Genomic DNA, 18,631 nt, shown 5'->3' with positions numbered 1-18,631 from the left:
CAACAGCAAAATGACTGCCGCTATTTCTATGCCAAATCGCTATGTTTTGATGTACCCTGTTGATAATCAGGTATAATTTTCGTTTTCATGTGGGCTATACTTTTCAATGCGATGATTTTGTCCTAAAAGAGGAACCGGAAACGTTTCCGTTGAGACAATATGATATAAGATTGAGACGCTGTGACTGATTTTAAGCCGCAGATTTGCTGAATTTTATATACGCGATAAAACCAACATAAACAAACATACATATGATCGAGAAAAAGAACCCACCACCGCGGCCTTTCCCTAGGCGCTTTCGGCGTGTACGCCGGACACAGATCGTCTTCACGTAGCGCACGTGCCTAAACAGCGGAATAGATAGGGCACCGGGCACAGTCCCCGGCCGTTAAGCTAACATGGTCTGTGCCTGCGTCATCATGACGTATACATATGCCTGACCATAAATCCGACGGCCTCATCACGATTAAAAACGAGCCTGTACGGACAAAGCCCAGTATAAACGGCCAAACGGCCTTACACAGGAGGCGATGTAGACCTCGTGAGAATGAGTAAAGAAACCAGGTGAGACGAGCTCATCTATGCAATTAAGATTTAACACTTTTATAATTATACAGATGGAAAACAATTTACGTATACGATGCGTCTTGACGCTTATGATCCTTCTTGTGTCCCAACTGGTTTTTGCCCAGACGCGGACGTTGACAGGTAAGGTTTTGGACGAAGCCGGAGCGCCCCTTGTTGGTGCGACGGTAAAAGTAAAGGGAACGACGTTGGCCACGACAACCGACAACGACGGCGTTTTCACGCTGGAGGTTGCTGACAATGCACAAACGTTGGAAGTCTCTTTTATCGGCTATACAATGAAGGAAGCGCCTATTGTAGGTACGGATATCACGGTTCAGCTACAGCCGAATGCCGAGCAGGGGCTGGATGAGGTCGTAGTTATCGGTTATGGTACTGCACGGAAAAAAGATCTGACCGGCGCCATGGTTACCATACAGGAGGCTAATTTCAACCGTGGGATCATGACGAGTCCTGATCAGCTGATACAGGGAAAAACACCGGGCGTGATGGTGCTGAACAATACCGGTCAGCCCGGTGGGTCCGCCACCGTCCGTATCCGTGGAAACTCATCGATCCGTGCCAGCAATAACCCACTGTTCGTGTTGGACGGTGTGCCTATGTCGGGCAACTCCCCGCTGCCTGAAGGCCGCGGCGGCTTTTCATCGGACAGAGGAAACCCGCTAACGTATTTAAACCCCAGCGATATCGCCAGCATGGATATTCTTAAAGATGCGTCGGCCACGGCAATCTACGGGTCAAGGGGAGCCAACGGCGTGGTCATCATCACCACAAAAAAAGGGGTGGCCGGCCCTCCGGTGGTCTCTATAGGTGCTTCTTCGGGCATTTCCAGCATGCGTGAGTACCCGAAGGTCCTAAACGCAGATCGGTTTAGGGAAGCCCTCAACTACTATACACCTTCCGAGGTGGATGACGCCGATTTTGGCGGGAACGAAGACGCTTTTAAAGCCATCACCCGTCATGCTGTGACACAGAACTATTACGGAGACGTTTCGGGGGGCACCGAGCATGGACGATATCGCTTGTCGGGGGGCTACCTCAATCAAAACGGTATTATACGGGGATCGCAGCTCAAGAAATATACAGGCAACTTCACGGGGAATTTCCGCTTCCTTGAAAACCGCCGTCTGGGATTGGATTTCTCCTTGTTCCTTACCCAGCTGGACAACCGTTACGCGCCAATCAACGCCATGGTCGGGTCGGAAGGAAATGTGATCTCTCAGGCTTTGCAATGGAATCCTACACGTCCGCTGCGGGATGAACAGGGCAACCTCACATTCGTGAGTACGACCACACGAAACCCGTTGACCAGCCTGGAGGCTTTTAAGGATCAGGCGACAACAAACACAATTGTGGTAAATGTGGCGCCTTATTATAAAATTACAGACGATCTGGAATATCGTTTTATTTATAGCGCGATGCGCCAGACCGGTAACCGCGCCGGAATGTATAGGGCAGGACTTATCGACCCGTCTGCCGTGAACAACGAACAGGCTTTCATTTCCAGCAATGGCGAAACAAACCTGCAGATGACACATATGTTGTCCTACAATAAGCAGATTAATGAAGATTGGAACATCAACGCCGTGGCCGGTTACGAGTTCCTTGACTACAACTATAACAACAACATCTCGTTCGGCGGCGGGTTTAAGTACATGGGGCTTGACTATTTTGACTACCTGCAGTACTCGCCCGTTGCCACCCGCGAGATATCTTCGTACAGAAGTCCGACCAACCAGCTACAATCGCTCTTTTTGCGGGGCGGTTTCAATTACCTCGACAGATATCTGTTGACGGCAACCATACGGAGAGACGGATCGACGAAGTTCGGTTCCAACAACAAATACGCCATGTTCCCTTCGCTGGCCGTGGCGTGGAATTTGGCGGAAGAGGAATTCATGAAGTCCAACAGTATTTTTGACCAGCTTAAAATCCGGTTGGGATGGGGTAGGACCGGAAACCAGGAATTCCCGTCGGGTGCATCGCTGAACAGGCTGGTTTTCGGTAATCAGAGTATCAGCCAGGCTAACTACGGTAACCCTGACCTCCGATGGGAGACCGCAACAACGCTGAACGCCGGAATCGACTTTGCGTTTTTGAAGAACCGTCTCTACGGATCGATCGATTACTTCAATAAAAGGACAACAGATGCACTATTTGAGCAGACGCTTGCCCAACCTGCACCTGCAGGACGTATATGGGTCAACCTAGATGGCGAAATTGTGAACAAAGGCGTCGAAATCTCGTTGACCGGTACCATCATTAACAGCACAGACTGGACATGGGACATCACTGGAAATGCGACTTTTTTGAAAAACAGCGTGAGCGGACTGATAGGCTACTACGAGACCGGCGCGTTGCGGGGACAGGGATTTTCGGGCGTTCTTGGGCAACGTATGGTAAACGGACAGCCGCTTAACGTATGGTATCTGGCGCAGTATGAAGGCATAGATCCGGAAACCGGAATGAGCATGTACCGCGGATTGGACGGCAGCATCAGCAGCGATAATGATCCTGCAGTGAACAAGTTCTACACCGGCAGCCCTAACCCGGAAACGTTAGTGGGACTATCCACGAATGTAAGTTATAAGAAATTCTCGCTGGCAGCGAATATGAATGGTGCTCTGGGACATTACTTATTTAATAACACGGCCGCCACAGCACTCGGGTTGAGTAACCTTTCGTCGCGGAATATAGGTTCTGCGTTCTTTGACACCTCTGTCAAGGAGTCTACGGCCAACTCGGCTGCGCCATCGACCCGTTTTTTGGAGAAGGGCGACTACCTCAAGATGGCTAACCTTACGCTGAGCTATGCTGTGGGAGATATCGGCAAAACGTTCAGAAACTTTAATGTGTCGCTTACGGGACAGAACCTGTTCATCATCACGAAGTACACCGGTTTCGATCCGGAGGTCAATACGGATGGTACGACGAACGGTATCCCGTCGCTGGGTATAGAGTATCTGCCGTATCCGCCATCACGCAACATTCTTCTGGGCGTAAATTTCTCGCTTTAATGGAGCTGGAGATATAATATATAATGGATAATACTAAAAAAATAGACAGATGAAACTGAGATCTTTGATATATATCGCACTGGCAGGGGTTGCTACTATGGGCACGTCATCCTGCACTAAGCTGACGGAGGAGTTCAGGGGAGAACTTGAGGAAAGCGACGGCTTGAACGTCGATCCGGCGGCCTTGCTTATCACCGCATACAATTCATTAAACACACCCTATCAGCAGGACCAGCGGTGGGTCATGCAGGAGGTATCCACGGACGCCGCGATGGCTCCTACCAGGGGCGGCGACTGGGACGATAACGGTATGCACCGCGCTATTCACCTCCATACCTGGAACGCCGACAATGGCTATATGAACAATACGTTTGTGAGCCTAGGTACGGCGATCTACAACGCAACAAATGTACTTCGCTATAGTCCGGGGGCACAGCAGGCTGCTGAAGCACGGTTTATCCGCGCGTTGGCGATGTTCGACATGTTGGATCTATATGGCGTTGTCCCGATCCGCGAGGGCGAGTCGTTAGACGACTTCCGGATTGCCCCGGAAGTACTGCAGCCCCAACAGGCAATCGACTATATCGTTAAGGAACTGAACGAAATCATGGCGAGCTTGCCAGAGAACGGGCCAACGGCTGCGTATGTGGCGAACCGAAATGCGGCACGGGCCCTCCTGATGAAAGTTTACCTTAACAGGGGGACCTTCTTAAACCGGCAGGCGCCGACATTTCCCGTGGAAGATATGAACAGGGTCGTGGCCCTTGCCCAGGAAATCACCGCGTCCGGAAAATACAGCATCTCGCCCGAAGGCCGGTATTTCGATAACTTTGCGCCGGACAACGATGCTAAATCGACCGAAAACATTTATACGCTCTTCAACAAAAACGGCGAGCGAGGCGGAAACGTGGACAGAACGTGGAACACGATCGCACATTATAACATGAACCCGGGAGGGTGGAACGGCTGGTGTACGTTATCGGACTATTACGACAAGTTTAGTGCGGACGACGAGCGCCGCGGTATCTATTATGAATATCCGGCGGATACCACCTCCAACAGGACAAGAAATTTCCGCAGGCAGAACGTTGGCTTTTTTGCGGGACAGCAGTATAACTGGAGCACGAACAGGCCGCTTATGGCGAGGAACCCGTCTACGGCACCGCTGTCCTTTACACGCGAGGTGACCATACGCACGTCGGGCACAACACTCGAAACGGCAGGCATCCGCCCTTTGAAGTATGCCTTCGACTATGCGGTCACCGGCCAGCGGAATAACGATTGGGTGGTGTTCCGATACGCTGACGTATTGCTTATGCAGGCCGAAGCAATCTTACGGGGAGGCACGGGGGCGGCAGCAGACGCGCTGCGCCTGGTGAACAGCATACGAGCCAACCGGGGAGTGGGGGCGTTTACGGCGCTGACACTTGAAAGCCTGCTGGACGAGCGTGCCCGCGAACTATACTGGGAAGGATGGAGACGGCAAGATCTTATCCGCTTCGGAAAATTCCTTGAAGCATGGCAGGAAAAGGCCGCCGATCCGGACCCGAAGACGTTGGTTTATCCTATCCCGAGCCAGCAGATAGCGGTCAACCCGAATTTACAGCAGAACCCCGGGTATTAACGGGGATTTAACCATCGTAGACGTCTTGGGGCAACCGTTCCAGGACGTCTTGTTTTTATTACGCATTGCCGACACAGCGTCTCTATCTTTTTTGGGAAAATCCCTCGTGTTTTATTGGATACATGGACTTTAATGTCACGCTGCGTCTGTCGGAACACATTTGACGCTGCGCATTTCGGCAGAGCCTGTATGGAGCCTGTCGAAGAGCTCTTCGACGGGCTCGGGGGGACACCCCTCCTGTCAGGCTGAGCTTGTCGAAGCCTCAGGCTTTCGGACAATAAATAGCGGCTTTGTTGCACAACGGGTTCCTGAAAACGTTTATCTTTATAAGACGACGACGATGCCACGGCGACGGCCGTGGGGCTGCCGTTATCCTCATTGTTGTCGATGGAAGGCGATGAGGTTGTGAAAGGTAATTGATCATGAAGAAGGATATCGAAGATAAACTGATGGGCAAAGGTGTCAAGCCCACCACAATGCGGATATTGGTATACGAAGTGTTGCAGGACCAGAACGTGGCCCTTTCTCTCTCGGAAATAGAGCATTCGTTTCAGGCGGCGGACCGGATAACGATCTACCGGACGTTACGCACATTCGAGGAGAAAGGGGTAGTGCACAGTATTCAGGAGAACAACACCACACGGTATAAGCTGTGCGACGAGGACTGTTCTTCTGACAGGCACAAGGACTGGCATCTGCACTTCTACTGTAGGCACTGCAAGCAGACAACCTGCCGGCAGGAGGTGAGACTGTCTCCCGACTGGGAGACGGCGGTCAGGATCGAAGATGTGCGGCTATTTGCAAGGGGAGTCTGTGAAAATTGTCTGAACGTAGATTAGGTGCTTTTATATGCAATTTAACTGCGTTGTTTATAAAAGGACACTCGTCCTGCTCGCCCCTGCCTAGAAGGCTCATTATAGCAGAAATACAAGTTTGCAATAGTATTGCACGGATGGGATGCCTATCTTTATCATTATGATAGAGTGCGTGCCGCCTGTTCAGGGGGGGGCTGAACAGGCGGCAACGCAAGAAAGGAAATTTATGGAAGTGCATTCAAATAGACATCGTTCGGTAGACCCACATGTGGAGGCTGGGTGTTGCTGTTCTGCCCCCGCGCCTGCGGGGAAACACTCTTCTACGTCTACGGACGGCAAACCGCCGCAGCGGCAATGGAAGCAGGTCCGCCTTTTTGCTCCGGCTATTCTCTCGCTCCTTTTATTGCTATCCGGCCTGGCTTTCGACAACTGGGTGCCACAACCTTGGTTCGTAGGCTGGACCCGGTTGGCATGGTACATACTTGCTTACCTACCGGTAGGTCTGCCTGTGCTCCGGGATGCTGGAATAAGCATCGGCAAGGGCGATGTTTTTTCGGAATTCTTTTTAATGGGGATTGCCACGATAGGAGCCTTTGCTATCGGTGAATATCCCGAAGGAGTGGCTGTGATGCTCTTTTATGCCGTTGGGGAAACTTTTCAGGGGCTGGCGGTAGCCCGCGCGAAAGGTAATATCAAGGCATTGCTTGACCAGCGGCCTGATGAGGTAACGGTAGTAGACGGGGATAGATTAACGTCCATACGAGCGGAGGAAGCTAAAATTGGCGACATTATACAGCTGAAGCCGGGGGAAAAACTAGGACTGGACGGCGAACTGATATCGGAACATGCATCGTTCGATACGGCAGCGCTGACCGGAGAGAGCGTACCGGATCGCAAGGCTAAAGGAGAATCCGTGCTGGCGGGCATGATCAACCTGCGGTCGGTGAGCCGGGTGAAGGTGACGGCGGCGTACAGCGACAGCAAGCTGAGCAGGATATTGGAAATGGTGCAGCAGGCGACTTCGCAGAAGGCGCCCACCGAGCTGTTCATACGGAAATTTGCCAAGGTATATACGCCTATCGTGGTGTTTCTTGCCATTAGCATCTGGCTGCTTCCTTATTTCATAGTGGATAGCTATAGCTTCAGCGACTGGCTCTATCGGGCGCTGGTCTTTTTGGTGATCTCCTGTCCATGCGCGCTGGTCATCTCTATCCCGCTGGGCTACTTTGGAGGAATCGGCGCCGCCAGCCGGAACGGAATTTTGTTTAAGGGCAGCAACTATCTGGACGCATTGGCTAACATCCGGCACGTCGTGATGGACAAAACCGGAACGATGACGGAAGGTGTGTTTGAGGTGAAAGATGTGTGGTGGGCGGAAGGTGTGGACGCCGATCGATTGTTGGACATGGTCAATGTATTGGAGAGCCATAGCACGCACCCCGTGGCGACGGCCATACGTGCGTACGGAGGCGTACCTAAGAACGATATTAAGCTGCGTGACGTTGAGGAGGTTGCTGGCTATGGTCTTCAGGCTACTTTCGAGGACCAGCTCCTATTGGTCGGTAACTTCAAGCTATTGGACAAGTTTGGGGTTCCGTATACGTTGGATTCGGTAGAGACGAGGCTTACGACGATAGCGGTGGCGTGGGGTGGTAAATTTATGGGACATATTACCATTGCCGATCGCATTAAAGACGACAGCGTGCAGGCAATCCGCCGGCTGCATAAGCTTGGGGTTAAAACAACCATGTTGAGTGGGGACAAGGGAGCTGTCGTTGCGCATGTCGCGGATAAACTGGGAATAGATAGTGCTTTTGGCGACCTGCTTCCGGAAGATAAGGTTGATAAATTGCGGGATATTAAAGACCGCGGAGAGCGTGTCGCCTTTGTCGGGGACGGGGTGAACGATGCGCCGGTGGTCGCCCTTAGTGATGTGGGTATCGCCATGGGCGGTCTGGGAAGCGACGCCACCATTGAAACAGCCGATGTGGTCATTCAGGATGATAAGCCGTCGAGGATCGCAACCGCTATAGAAATAGGCAGGCAAACACGGCGCATCGTCTGGCAGAATATTATGTTGGCGTTTATGGTCAAAGCAGCTGTGCTGCTATTGGGCGCAGGAGGGCTAGCCACGATGTGGGAAGCCGTGTTTGCCGACGTCGGCGTCGCGTTGTTGGCTATACTGAATGCGATACGAATACAAAGGATGCGGTTTAGCTAGATTTGGCGTTTACGATGACATAGGCGCGTACCAGCTGTCCGTCACGATCGTTGAGCTTTGCCCGCGGAATCATGCGTTTCACAATGCGGTTCCACTGTTCAGCAGTACGGGATTCCGGCTCCTTGAGGTCGTGGCACGTTCCGCAGTGATTCGTGTATAGCACCTTGCCTTCAGCGATTTCTTCGCTGCTATACTGGGATAGTATCTGCTCTTTGCTTTCTACGGGTAGGGATCGGATGACTTGGCTGGCTTTCGGAAAACAGCTGACAAGTACACTTACTGTTAAGCTTAACAGTGCTAGGATCTTCAGTTTCTTCATTTTCATTATCTCTTTTGTATGAGATAACCCACTTAGAGGGGAGTTTGTTTGTATTTTCTTCGTTTCGTTCGCGCCGAAGGACCTTGTTTACTTGGGTATAAAGAAGTTAGACATTAGACGTGAGACATTAGATATTAGAAGTGAGTATTGAGTATCGTAGGCTTATTTTAGCTTATGGGTGTTGGCTTATAGCTTATAGCCATCTGCCATCTGCCATCTGCTATCTGCCATTCGCTATCGGTCATCTGCCATCTGCCATCTGCCATCTGCTATCTGCCATTCGCTATCGGTCATCTGCCATCTGCCATCTGCCATCTGCCATCCGCCATCTGCCATCCGCCATCTGCTATCTGCCATTAGCTTCTCACTTTACTTCTTCACGACTTCACGACCTTACAAATCAACAACTTTACATTTTAGAAGTTAGAACTGAGAAGTTAGAAGTCAGAAATTAGGAGTTAAGGGTTAAGTGTTAGATCTTAACTTTACGAATCAGCAACTCAACGACTTTACAGCTTATAGCCATCCGCCATCTGCCATCCGCCATCTGCTATCTGCCATTAGCTTCTCACTTTACTTCTTCACGACTTCACGACCTTACAAATCAACAACTTTACATTTTAGAAGTTAGAACTGAGAAGTTAGAAGTCAGAAATTAGGAGTTAAGGGTTAAGTGTTAGATCTTAACTTTACGAATCAGCAACTCAACGACTTTACAGCTTATAGCCATCTGCCATCTGCCATTCGCTATCGGTCATCTGCCATCTGCCATCTGCCATTCGCCATCTGCCATTCGCCATCTGCCATCTGCCATTCGCTATCTGCCATTCGCCATCCGCCATTCGCCATTCGCCATCTGCCATCTGCCATCCGCTATTAGCTCTCACTTTACATCTTCACGACTTCACGACCTTACAAATCAACAACTTTACATTTTAGAAGTTAGAACTGAGAAGTTAGAAGTCAGAAACTAGGAGTTAAGGGTTAAGTGTTAGATCTTAACTTTACGAATCAGCAACTCAACGACTTTACATTTTAGAAGTTAGAAGTCAGAAATTAGGAGTTAAGGGTTAAGTGTTAGATCTTAACTTTACGAATCAGCAACTCAACGACTTTACAGCTTATAGCCATCTGCCATCTGCCATTTGCCATTCGCCATCTGCTATCTGCCATTCGCCACCTGCCGTTAGCTTCTCACTTTACATCTTCACAAATCAACGACTTCACCATTTTACAAATCCGCCGAAGGCAGCAAAAAAGGGCCACGATATGTGGCCCCCTCGACTAAACTAAACATTGAAACAAACTCAAATCTAAAAATTGTTATACGCGGGGTGGGTAGGTGGTGACGACCTTGCTGACCTTCCAGCCCTCTTTACTGTGGTTTAATGTGATATAATCGACGCGCGTAAAATGCGAAAACTTCATAATGGCCTTAGCGATACAGGCCTCTCCGCTTTCGTCGAGAATCTCGTAGGTGGTCTCGCAATTGAACTTAATGCCTTTGTGCTGTTTGAGGAAGTTTGTGTACGCTTTCTTACCGTAACGAAGGTTGCTGGCTGTGTTGTGGTATTCAAAATCTTCCGCGAAGAGGAATTTATTCATATCCACACTACCTAATGTTGTCGCTTCGAGATAGGCGTTGACAATGTTGACCGATGAATAGTCTTTTAGCGGATCCATTTTTTCTGCTGCCATCGAGCTGAATGATGTGATTAAAATCAGGGTTGCAGCGAGGGTTGTTAATACTCTTTTCATGACTTTTATGTTTTTACTGTTGGCTTTTTTTCTTTTCTAATTGTAATTTGTTGATCCAAAGGTAGTGTGCCCTTGTTTTGAGCCGAACATAAATTCGATGGATGTCGCCGTTTTCTCGGTAAATACCCGCAAGGCGTCGGTAAATTCTGTCGGATATATTCTTACGCATATCCGCTATTGATCAACCGTGTTGCCATTTATTTAATATCCTGTATATTAATGTGTTGTGTTTTTAATTCGTATGCCTCTATGTCCGGTTACGGACAGCTTCTGTCCACATTCGGACGACTTTACAAAGGTGCTCCGCGACACTGCTGGAGGGGATTTATAACATCCTGCTGACAAACGCCTGTAGCTATGATGAATATTTTGGCTAAGTTTGCCACTTTGTCCAAACGGCGCAGACATATCAGGCGCCAGTAAAACACATTTATTTCGTTATGATTGCAGACGTAGAACACAAGCACGTTAGAGAGATTTACAAAACATCTATTGTCCAGCAGACCGCGTACTGGTCTGCCGTTAAAAGTATGCAGGGGATGGACTCTAAAGCCTTTGATTTCAAGGTTAAGCGGTCCGACTTATTTACAGGGACGGATGATCATACCTATTTTGTCGGCGATCTGCTGGTCATCCTGCAGATGGTGGATCGGGATCACTGTCTGGCTTACGTTCCATATGGGCCGGAGGTGGAGCCATCCGCCGAAAACCAAGGTTATTTTTTAGAACAGTTGTCGGAGAGCCTGCGTCCTTTTCTGCCCGCAAACTGTATTATGATCCGGTACGACCTGGCTTGGGAGTCGCATTGGGCGAAGGAGGAAGATTGTTACGATATACACGGTAATTGGACCGGCGGTCCGGACAGGAAAATTCAGGAAATCCGGTTTAACTTCAATACAGAACATTGGAATTTACGGAAAGCGAACACGGATATCCTCCCGTCGAATACTATTTTCATGGACCTGAAGCGGGATGAAGATAGTCTGTTGTCCGGCATGAAAGCAAAGACGCGTTATAATATACACCTTGCCAAGCGTAAAGGTGTAAGCATACGTGCTTTGGGGCTCGAGAGCTTAGCTATATGGTATGAGCTGTATCGCCAGACCGCGGCGCGCAACAACTTTTTTCTCCACGACATCAGTTATTTCCGGATTGTGCTGACCGCGAAGGCTAATAATACCTCGTCGCCGGCAGACGTATATCTGTTGGTGGCGGAAGTCGACGACGAACCGTTGGCCGCTATGTTCTTAGTTGTCTCCGCCAGCCGCGCAACGTATCTGTACGGCGCTTCAGCTTCGCGGAAAAGAAACTATATGGCGACGTATGCGCTGCAGTGGCGGGCAATACAGCTTGCGCGGGAAAAAGGGTGTACGGAATACGATTTCTTTGGCATCGCCCCACATGCCGATCCTGCCCACCCTCTATATGGGCTGTATCGGTTTAAGGTAGGCTTCGGCGGTGATAAATTCCACCGAATGGGCTGCTGGGATTACCCGTTGGACAAACAAAAATATACGTACTACAGCTCGATGGAGTTTAAAAATCAAGGCTATCACCTGAGTTGACCGTTCTCCTGTATGATGGGTAGGAGAGAGCGTCGCCCAGGGCTGGCCTATACCAGTTTGAGCTCCTGCCGGGCGCCTGTAGCGCAGGCGCGGTAAATCGCTTCGATGATCTTCAGATCCTGCAGTCCGGTTGTGCCGTCGACAGGGAGAACCGGTTTTTTTCCATCGAGGATGATTGCAGCCATCTCGTCCATCTGTATCGTCTGGTGCGCAATATGTGGGTGGTTTAACGGCTGTTGGTGCGTCCTCCCCTTAATAGGGCCATATCCTGTAGAGGGCCACAGCTCCGCGAATCCTTTATCACCATTTAAATAAAAGCGGTCGAGGTAGTTCATGTTGTAGGTTGAAAGGCAAGATGCTACCGCTCCGGACGCAAATCCCAGCTGGAACTGTATGGTTTCGTCGACGCCTTCTTTAAATTTCGTGGGATCTGTTTTCGTTTCCTGTGCGGTAACCCATACCGGTTCTTCTCCGACCATATACCGGGTGCCATTAATGGCGTAGATGCCGATGTCAAACAATGCGCCCCCTCCAGCGAGCTCTTTATTAAGCCGCCATTGATTCGGATCGCCGATTTTAAATCCGCACTGTCCCTGAAAGAAGTTTATCTTTCCGAATTCGCCGGCGTTTCTCCTGTTCACGATTTCAAGCGTATTGGGCTCGAACCGCATACGGTATCCGATGAGCAGCTGCACTCCGGCCGCTGCGCAGGCGTCGACCATTTCCTGTCCCTCCTGTACGCTCACGGCCATAGGCTTCTCGCAAATCACATGTTTACCTGCTCGGGCGGCACGGATGACATTGTCATGGTGTAAGGCGTTAGGCGTAATGACGTACACTGCATCAATGTCCGGATTATTCTTGATGTCGTCGAACGTTTCATAGCTATAGCGGTTCCGCTCGGGGACGTTGTATTTACTTCCCCATTCCTTCAGCTTGGCCGGCGTACCACTGACGAGGCCTGTTACTTTTGCTCTTTTGCAGTCTTTCATGGCATCGGCAACACGTTGGGCATAACCGCCCAGCCCCATGAGGGCCACGCGAAGGACAGGCCCCTGTACGTCAGTATGCAAAGGCCCATACCATTGTGGTGTATAGGTAGAAACAATAGGTAGCACCATGGAAGACATTGTTAATTTCTGAAGGAATTCGCGACGAGAACGGTTCATAGTTGACAATTAAGTAGTTCGATAAAGAAACAAACTTTACTCCAGATAGTTTTTAAATTGTGAAAGTCGGTTCCGCTAAAGAAGAAACTCCTAAAGCGGGGAGCTTTAGGAGTTTTCAAACTAACCAATTATTAACCTAAATTATGAAATTATGAATTTGTCTATATAACGACGTGCATGTGGCAAATGTTGCACTGTCGATGCTGTGTTAACATTTTTTAACAAAACCGGACCATTTAAGACGGAAGACGTGGATGCTAGCCGCTGTCCGGTATGTACTTCGGATTGAGGCCAACGCATTGTGCGATGCCTTCGAAGAGGCTTTTCCATATTGTCTTAAAGTGGGAATATTCCGGCACACGGGTGTAGTCCACCTTACCTACATGGTATACTTCGTTGGCATCGGGGTTGCTGTCGTTAACCAGCACCTGATTTACAAGGAAGGTCAGTATTTTCTTTTTTTTCCTGTTTTTTCCGGCCGCGGGCGGATGAAACAGGTTCACTTTTAGGTTGTCGTAGTCAAAATAGAACGTACCCCAGTTCTTGTGATCCGTCCCCTCCATGTCGAAACGTATGTTACGGATGTGTCCGCTCCCGATTTCTATGTTGAGTAGCGGCCTTAGGATCCTATTGAACGCTGGCGCTTCCATGGGGCCTAGCGTGCCTTTGTAACCGTGATGTCCGGTCTTACTTAGCATGTCGAAGTACAGTCTGGCCTGCAACAGGCCGGTTCCCATCAGGTCGGCGTCTAAATCCGCACGCATATACCTGTTTTTGACGAGACACGTTGTATCATTCGTGACATTGGTAATCTCGCCCCTTACGTTGTTAAACGCGATGGAGCCTTCTTTTAGGTACTTATCGCTGAACTGGTTGTATACGATGTCTACACCTTTTACGAAAACGGTGTCAAAAAGTATAGACTGACTCATTTTCATGATCTGCTGATGAGGCGCCTGCCCGATTTTGGATACGTTGTCTTTTTGGAATCTTTTATCCTTGTGGAACGATGCTATTCCTTTCTTAAGATATATCTCTTTACTGTACAGTCGTTTATGGCGGATGAGCTGCTGCGCCTTAAAACCGCCCACTGCAACGCTGTCCATACGTAGAAAGATGAGCGCCTTGTTTTCCTTGTCGTTTTTAAAGTAGGCCTGTTTGCTAATTGTCGGAGCAATTTTAAGGTTGGTGAGGCTAGCCGTTTCCTCTTTCGTGTTGACATGGACATTATCGAAGGAGACAGCATACACGCTGCCGGATATTTGGTGGTACCATTTCGGAATCCGGACATCGATCTCCTTTGCATAGTACGTGCGGTTGGTGTCGCTTTCGGTTGTGGCGTTTACAAGGAAATCCGTGGCCCGTAGACGGACATTCCTTATCTTAATACTTTCCCTTTGTCCGTTGTCCTGCGTTTTTGATGATTGAAAGTTTACATCGACCATGTCGATCCGCTCTACATGAACAGCTTTGAATGTGCCCTTTATTGTTTGATAGAGTGTTTTCGGCTGGCGATCGGTATCACGCGGAGTGATCGCCGAAGTAAAGAGGTGGATGTGAGCCGTGTCGATCCGCAGTTCGCTAATATGCAGTTGACGTCTGATAAGAAAATCCCACCAGCTAAACCCATTGAAGGTAAGGGCGCTTATGCCGATATCGAAGCGGCTCTTCGGCGCTTTGCGGCGGCGGACAAGGTTTTTGTAAATCAGCGAGTCGGATTCGAGCTTGGCATTCGCTAAGGTCGCGGTACCTGTCAGCAGATTGATACGGAGATCGTCATAGGATAGGCGATAGAGGCTATCTGATGATCCGGCAACATACTGCGTCAGCTTTTTTTTCAATATGGGCTTATAGTGCAGGGAGTAATAGACGCTTACTCCGGCGAGGACGATAATAAATAAGGCCACGATGGCTATGATCCAGATCCAGACTTTCTTCATGTAGGTCTTTTATACAGTATTTCCTAGTATACAACAACGTAGGAAGTAATAAAGTTCAATGGCATTTGCGTCGGATTGGAGCACACAGCTGCGGGCGATATCCGCCGGCTTAAAAAATAAGCTCCCGAAGCGGGGAACTTCAGGAGCTTATTTACTAACCAAATTAACTAACCTATGAAATTATGAATCACTATAAAAACGGCAATTCGCATACCGATGTTGTAGAGGGTGACAGAGATTAACAGATTTTAACTTTTTACGCCGATGCTGGAGCACCCAACGCTATTTCCGGTCTTCGGTGTAGGGCTTGGAAAAATTTATATTTACATGAACTTTTTAAGCCGATAGGTGTCCTTATGTCAAGATTCGATTTCCGGAGTTTTTAATTAGTTTAGGAAGAAGGCGTCTATAGGACGTCTTCTTTGTTTTGGGGCGCTTTGTAAGAACATGGACCTCGCCTCCGTAGGGGAAGGGGTGGGGTAATCTGAGGAGCGCTGCGGCTGGTTTCGGTTGGCGCTCTGCCTCCGCGCGAGGGAGAGCCGCAGCGCGGCCCCTGTCTGCCATTTACGTTCGCCGGTTTTTTTTAGGCGTTTGCCGAGTATTTTCCCTATTCAGTCTAATTGCTATTCCTGCAGCGCCGTTCCTGTCCTTCCTTTGAGCTATCAAATAAGAAATTAAAATAAAAACTTAAAAAATTATACAGATGAAAAAGATAATAACTACTGCCGTAACAGCACTAATGATGATTGCTTCGTTTAGCTCCTTTGCAGCCGGAAACGCCAACCCATTAAAGAAATTTGATTCCGCTAGCATCGTCGCCGTTTATCTGGAATCGGCGGCGTTAGGTAATCCGTCGCTTAATAAGTATATCTTCACCGACGATTTCGAGTACTCCAATTCAGCGAACAACGACAGCTTTAACAAGAAGCAGTACATGAGGTTCTTGAAACAGAGCGAAGGGGCAAAGTTTGATTGTGAAACCAAGTACGAGATCTTAGACCAGAGTGGGCAGGCCTGTATTGCGAAGGCGATCATGAAGTTTGAAAACTTTACGCGTGTAGACGTTGTCACGTTGCGTCAGGATGAAGATGGCTGGAAGGTCAGCAGGGTAGTAACGACCTATCCCGATAATAACTGAGTGGGCGGAAAAAATAAATCCCATGTCTCACGACAGGGGATTTTGTACACATTTGTAGAGAGATTTTTTTAATTGCTATCTATTAAACAATCCGCAGAACATAAAGTTCAAAAAAAGTAAAAATCCTTCGACAGGCGTCGAAGGATTTTTACCATTTAGACTTTGAAGAGATTTTTCTGTTCAATTGTAGAACACGCCCCTTGTCATTTTGGTTCAAAAAAAGTTATAAATATCGCGTTCTATTGGCAGATAGCAGATGGCAAATAGCAGATGGCAAATGGCTACAAGCCAACAGCCATAAGCTAAAGTCGTTAAATCGTAAAGTCGTGAAGATGTAAAGTGAGAAGCTAATAGCGGATGGCAGATAGCAGATGGCAGATAGCAGATAGCAAATGGCAGATAGCAGATAGCTATAAGCCGTAAAGTCGTGGATTCGTAAAGTCGTGGATTTGTAGGTTGTGGTGCTAAGCACAACGATTGACCTCGTAGAGGTCACATCCCTATAGAAACCGTGCAAGAATTTACACGACCCCATCGGGGTCGAATATCTTCGCGATAGGCATAGCAAGGTGCAGTTGCAAGCTAATAGCAGATAGCAAATGGCAGATGGCTACAAGCCAACAGCCATAAGCTAAAGCCGTTAAATCGTAAAGTCGTGAAGATGTAAAGTGAGAAGCTAATAGCAGATGGCAGATGGCTAATGGCAGATGGCTAATGGCAGATGGCAGATAGCAAATGGCTATAAGCCGTAAAGTCGTGGATTCGTAAAGTCGTGGATTTGTAGGTTGCTATGTCTAAGCACAACGATTGACCTCGTAGAGGTCACATCCCTATAGAAACCGTGCAAGAATTTACACGACCCCATCGGGGTCGAATATCTTCGCGATAGGCATAGCGAGGTGCAGTTGCAAGCTAATAGCAGATAGCAAATGGCAGATGGCTACAAGCCAACAGCCATAAGCTAAAGCCGTTAAATCGTAAAGTCGTGGAGATGTAAAGTGAGAAGCTAATAGCAGATGGCTATAAACTATTAGCCAACAACCATAAGCTAAAATAAGCCTACGATACTCAATACTCACTTCTAATATCTAATGTCTAACTTCTCATTTCTGATTTCTAACTTCTCCATACTGACTACTCCTTCCATTGTCGAAGGATAGACAATGAGGCTACGGACGGGCAGGGTTCAAACAACAAGAAACCCGCATCACTGCGGGCTCACTAAACTGAACATTGAAACAAAAATTGGGATACGTTAACGTGCAATCTTATCGGGGTAAGTCGTAACCACTTTGCTGACTTTCCAGCCATCTGCACTTTGATTTAATGTGATATAATCGACGCGTGTAAAGTTGCTGAATGTCATGGTGGCTTTAGCTATGCAGGTCTGACCGGTCTGATCGAGGATCTCATATCGCGTTTCGCAGTCGAACTTTACGCCTTTGTGAGACTTCAGAAAATCGGTATACTGCTTTTTCGTGAAACTGTCGTTGTTCGCCGTGTTTCGGTATTCAAAATCGTCGGAGAAAAGGAATTTGTTCAGCTCTACGCTTCCTAACGTAATAGCCTCTAAATAAACCGTGACAACTTTGGCCGACGCGACGTTCTTAAGTGGATTGGCGTTTCCTGCTGCGAACGAACTGAACGAAGTGATCATGATCAATGCAGCGGCGAGGGTAGTTAATGTCTTTTTCATCTTTATAATTGTTTTTTAGATTTTTAACTTTTTAGTTTTATGTTTTTCTTTCTTACTTGCTTTGTTGATGATTCAAAGGTATGGTAGAAACGAATGCTGTAAAACAGCGTTTAGATCGGACACGGAAAATATTCGGCGAATACAAGGAAAAAGCCGGCGAACGGGGAAGCATTGGATCGACGAGCGAAGAAGGACCTGGCATTTTCTTGTAGTGATATGGCTACATTTCTAAAAAAGGAGGCGGATGGTTCGCTTTTATGTAGATCAGTGGCTATATATTTATATAGCTATTAACCTAGCTGGATTTAGTTTTAGTTGATCAACAAAAGCAGGCTATATACAGTCTGCTTTTTTAGAACTATCGTCTGCGTATGGAACGCGTGAAAAAGAAAACTCCCATGCATCCCTGCAGAGGAGTTTTTCAGTGTTAAATATGAATGTAATATGAACTTACTGGTCTAATAACGGCGGTATATGGAAATTGTTTCCGAAGGGAAGTATTGAGTTCAGGGTGACGGCGCGGCTGGGTATAATCTAAAAGAGAAGTATCCTGTGCATCGCTGCAGAGGATACTTCATATTTAAGCGTTAACAATATCTAATTATTATAGTAACCGTGGAAAATGGAATTTCGTTTTTTCGAATAGAAATTACTTTATCTGTACCTGGTATTTATTTTTTACATGGGCGCATTAGTGTCCCATTAAAATCGGGACGTTTTAAAAATTAAATAAATTTGGCCCATTAAGGTCCGTTCGTTCTTTGTCATATTGAAATTTAGTTTT

14 protein-coding genes are annotated in these 18,631 nt (G+C 48.0%); 7 read left to right on the top strand and 7 right to left on the bottom strand.

What is annotated here, in order from left to right; all coding sequences use genetic code 11:
• Positions 1-617: 617 nt before the first annotated feature.
• The 4 genes from BC792_RS10525 (at position 618) to BC792_RS10510 (ending at position 8,262) form a co-directional block, all read left to right on the top strand.
• Complete coding sequence (locus tag BC792_RS10525; RefSeq protein WP_148908968.1) at positions 618-3,602, top strand: SusC/RagA family TonB-linked outer membrane protein; 2,985 nt, start codon at positions 618-620, stop codon at positions 3,600-3,602.
• Positions 3,603-3,651: 49 nt separating this feature from the next.
• Positions 3,652-5,226, top strand: a complete 1,575-nt coding sequence (locus BC792_RS10520) for a RagB/SusD family nutrient uptake outer membrane protein (RefSeq protein ID WP_148908967.1) — start codon at positions 3,652-3,654, stop codon at positions 5,224-5,226.
• Between the two features lie 422 nt (positions 5,227-5,648).
• Entirely contained in the window at positions 5,649-6,065 is a 417-nt protein-coding gene (locus tag BC792_RS10515) for a Fur family transcriptional regulator (protein ID WP_148908966.1), read from the top strand.
• A 136-nt stretch (positions 6,066-6,201) separates the two neighbouring features.
• Entirely contained in the window at positions 6,202-8,262 is a 2,061-nt protein-coding gene (locus BC792_RS10510; RefSeq protein ID WP_246154992.1) for a heavy metal translocating P-type ATPase, read from the top strand.
• On the opposite strand, the gene BC792_RS10505 is transcribed toward BC792_RS10510, so the two are convergent.
• From BC792_RS10505 to BC792_RS10500, 4 genes are all read right to left on the bottom strand, one after another.
• Positions 8,255-8,587, bottom strand: a complete 333-nt coding sequence (locus tag BC792_RS10505) for a cytochrome c (protein ID WP_211357521.1) — start codon at positions 8,585-8,587, stop codon at positions 8,255-8,257. The two genes, BC792_RS10510 and BC792_RS10505, sit on opposite strands and share 8 nt — an antisense overlap.
• Before the next feature lie 228 nt (positions 8,588-8,815).
• Positions 8,816-8,938, bottom strand: coding sequence for a hypothetical protein (locus BC792_RS18715; RefSeq protein ID WP_262713441.1), 123 nt, complete (start codon positions 8,936-8,938; stop codon positions 8,816-8,818).
• 356 nt (positions 8,939-9,294) lie between these two features.
• Positions 9,295-9,444 carry a hypothetical protein gene (locus BC792_RS18350; RefSeq protein WP_170250010.1) on the bottom strand — a complete coding sequence of 50 codons (150 nt, stop codon included), beginning with the start codon at positions 9,442-9,444 and terminating at the stop codon, positions 9,295-9,297.
• A 460-nt stretch (positions 9,445-9,904) separates the two neighbouring features.
• On the bottom strand, positions 9,905-10,339 hold the full coding sequence (locus BC792_RS10500) for a hypothetical protein (RefSeq protein WP_148908964.1): 435 nt from the start codon (positions 10,337-10,339) through the stop codon (positions 9,905-9,907).
• A 440-nt stretch (positions 10,340-10,779) separates the two neighbouring features.
• On the opposite strand from BC792_RS10500, the gene BC792_RS10495 reads away from it, so the two are divergent.
• Positions 10,780-11,904, top strand: coding sequence for a lipid II:glycine glycyltransferase FemX (locus BC792_RS10495; protein WP_148908963.1), 1,125 nt, complete (start codon positions 10,780-10,782; stop codon positions 11,902-11,904).
• 47 nt (positions 11,905-11,951) lie between these two features.
• Here BC792_RS10495 and BC792_RS10490 read toward each other — a convergent pair whose 3' ends face one another.
• The gene (locus tag BC792_RS10490; RefSeq protein WP_148908962.1) at positions 11,952-13,073 is read right to left on the bottom strand and encodes a Gfo/Idh/MocA family protein; all 1,122 of its coding nucleotides are present in this window, start codon (positions 13,071-13,073) and stop codon (positions 11,952-11,954) included.
• 257 nt (positions 13,074-13,330) lie between these two features.
• The gene (locus BC792_RS10485; protein WP_148908961.1) at positions 13,331-15,013 is read right to left on the bottom strand and encodes a hypothetical protein; all 1,683 of its coding nucleotides are present in this window, start codon (positions 15,011-15,013) and stop codon (positions 13,331-13,333) included.
• A 703-nt stretch (positions 15,014-15,716) separates the two neighbouring features.
• Here BC792_RS10485 and BC792_RS10480 point away from each other — a divergent pair.
• A complete protein-coding gene (locus BC792_RS10480; protein ID WP_148908960.1) occupies positions 15,717-16,151 on the top strand; it encodes a nuclear transport factor 2 family protein in 435 nt (144 codons plus the stop codon).
• 1,255 nt (positions 16,152-17,406) lie between these two features.
• Here BC792_RS10480 and BC792_RS10475 read toward each other — a convergent pair.
• A complete protein-coding gene (locus BC792_RS10475; protein ID WP_148908959.1) occupies positions 17,407-17,847 on the bottom strand; it encodes a nuclear transport factor 2 family protein in 441 nt (146 codons plus the stop codon).
• 80 nt (positions 17,848-17,927) lie between these two features.
• Here BC792_RS10475 and BC792_RS18710 point away from each other — a divergent pair, with 80 nt between their 5' ends.
• Complete coding sequence (locus BC792_RS18710) at positions 17,928-18,059, top strand: hypothetical protein (protein ID WP_262713440.1); 132 nt, start codon at positions 17,928-17,930, stop codon at positions 18,057-18,059.
• The last annotated feature ends 572 nt before the right edge of the window (positions 18,060-18,631 follow it).

This window comes from Sphingobacterium allocomposti (assembly GCF_008124885.1).
Taxonomy (GTDB): domain Bacteria; phylum Bacteroidota; class Bacteroidia; order Sphingobacteriales; family Sphingobacteriaceae; genus Sphingobacterium; species Sphingobacterium allocomposti.
The sequence above is the reverse complement of the archived record's forward strand: the minus strand, read 5'-3'. Positions and strand labels throughout refer to the sequence as shown.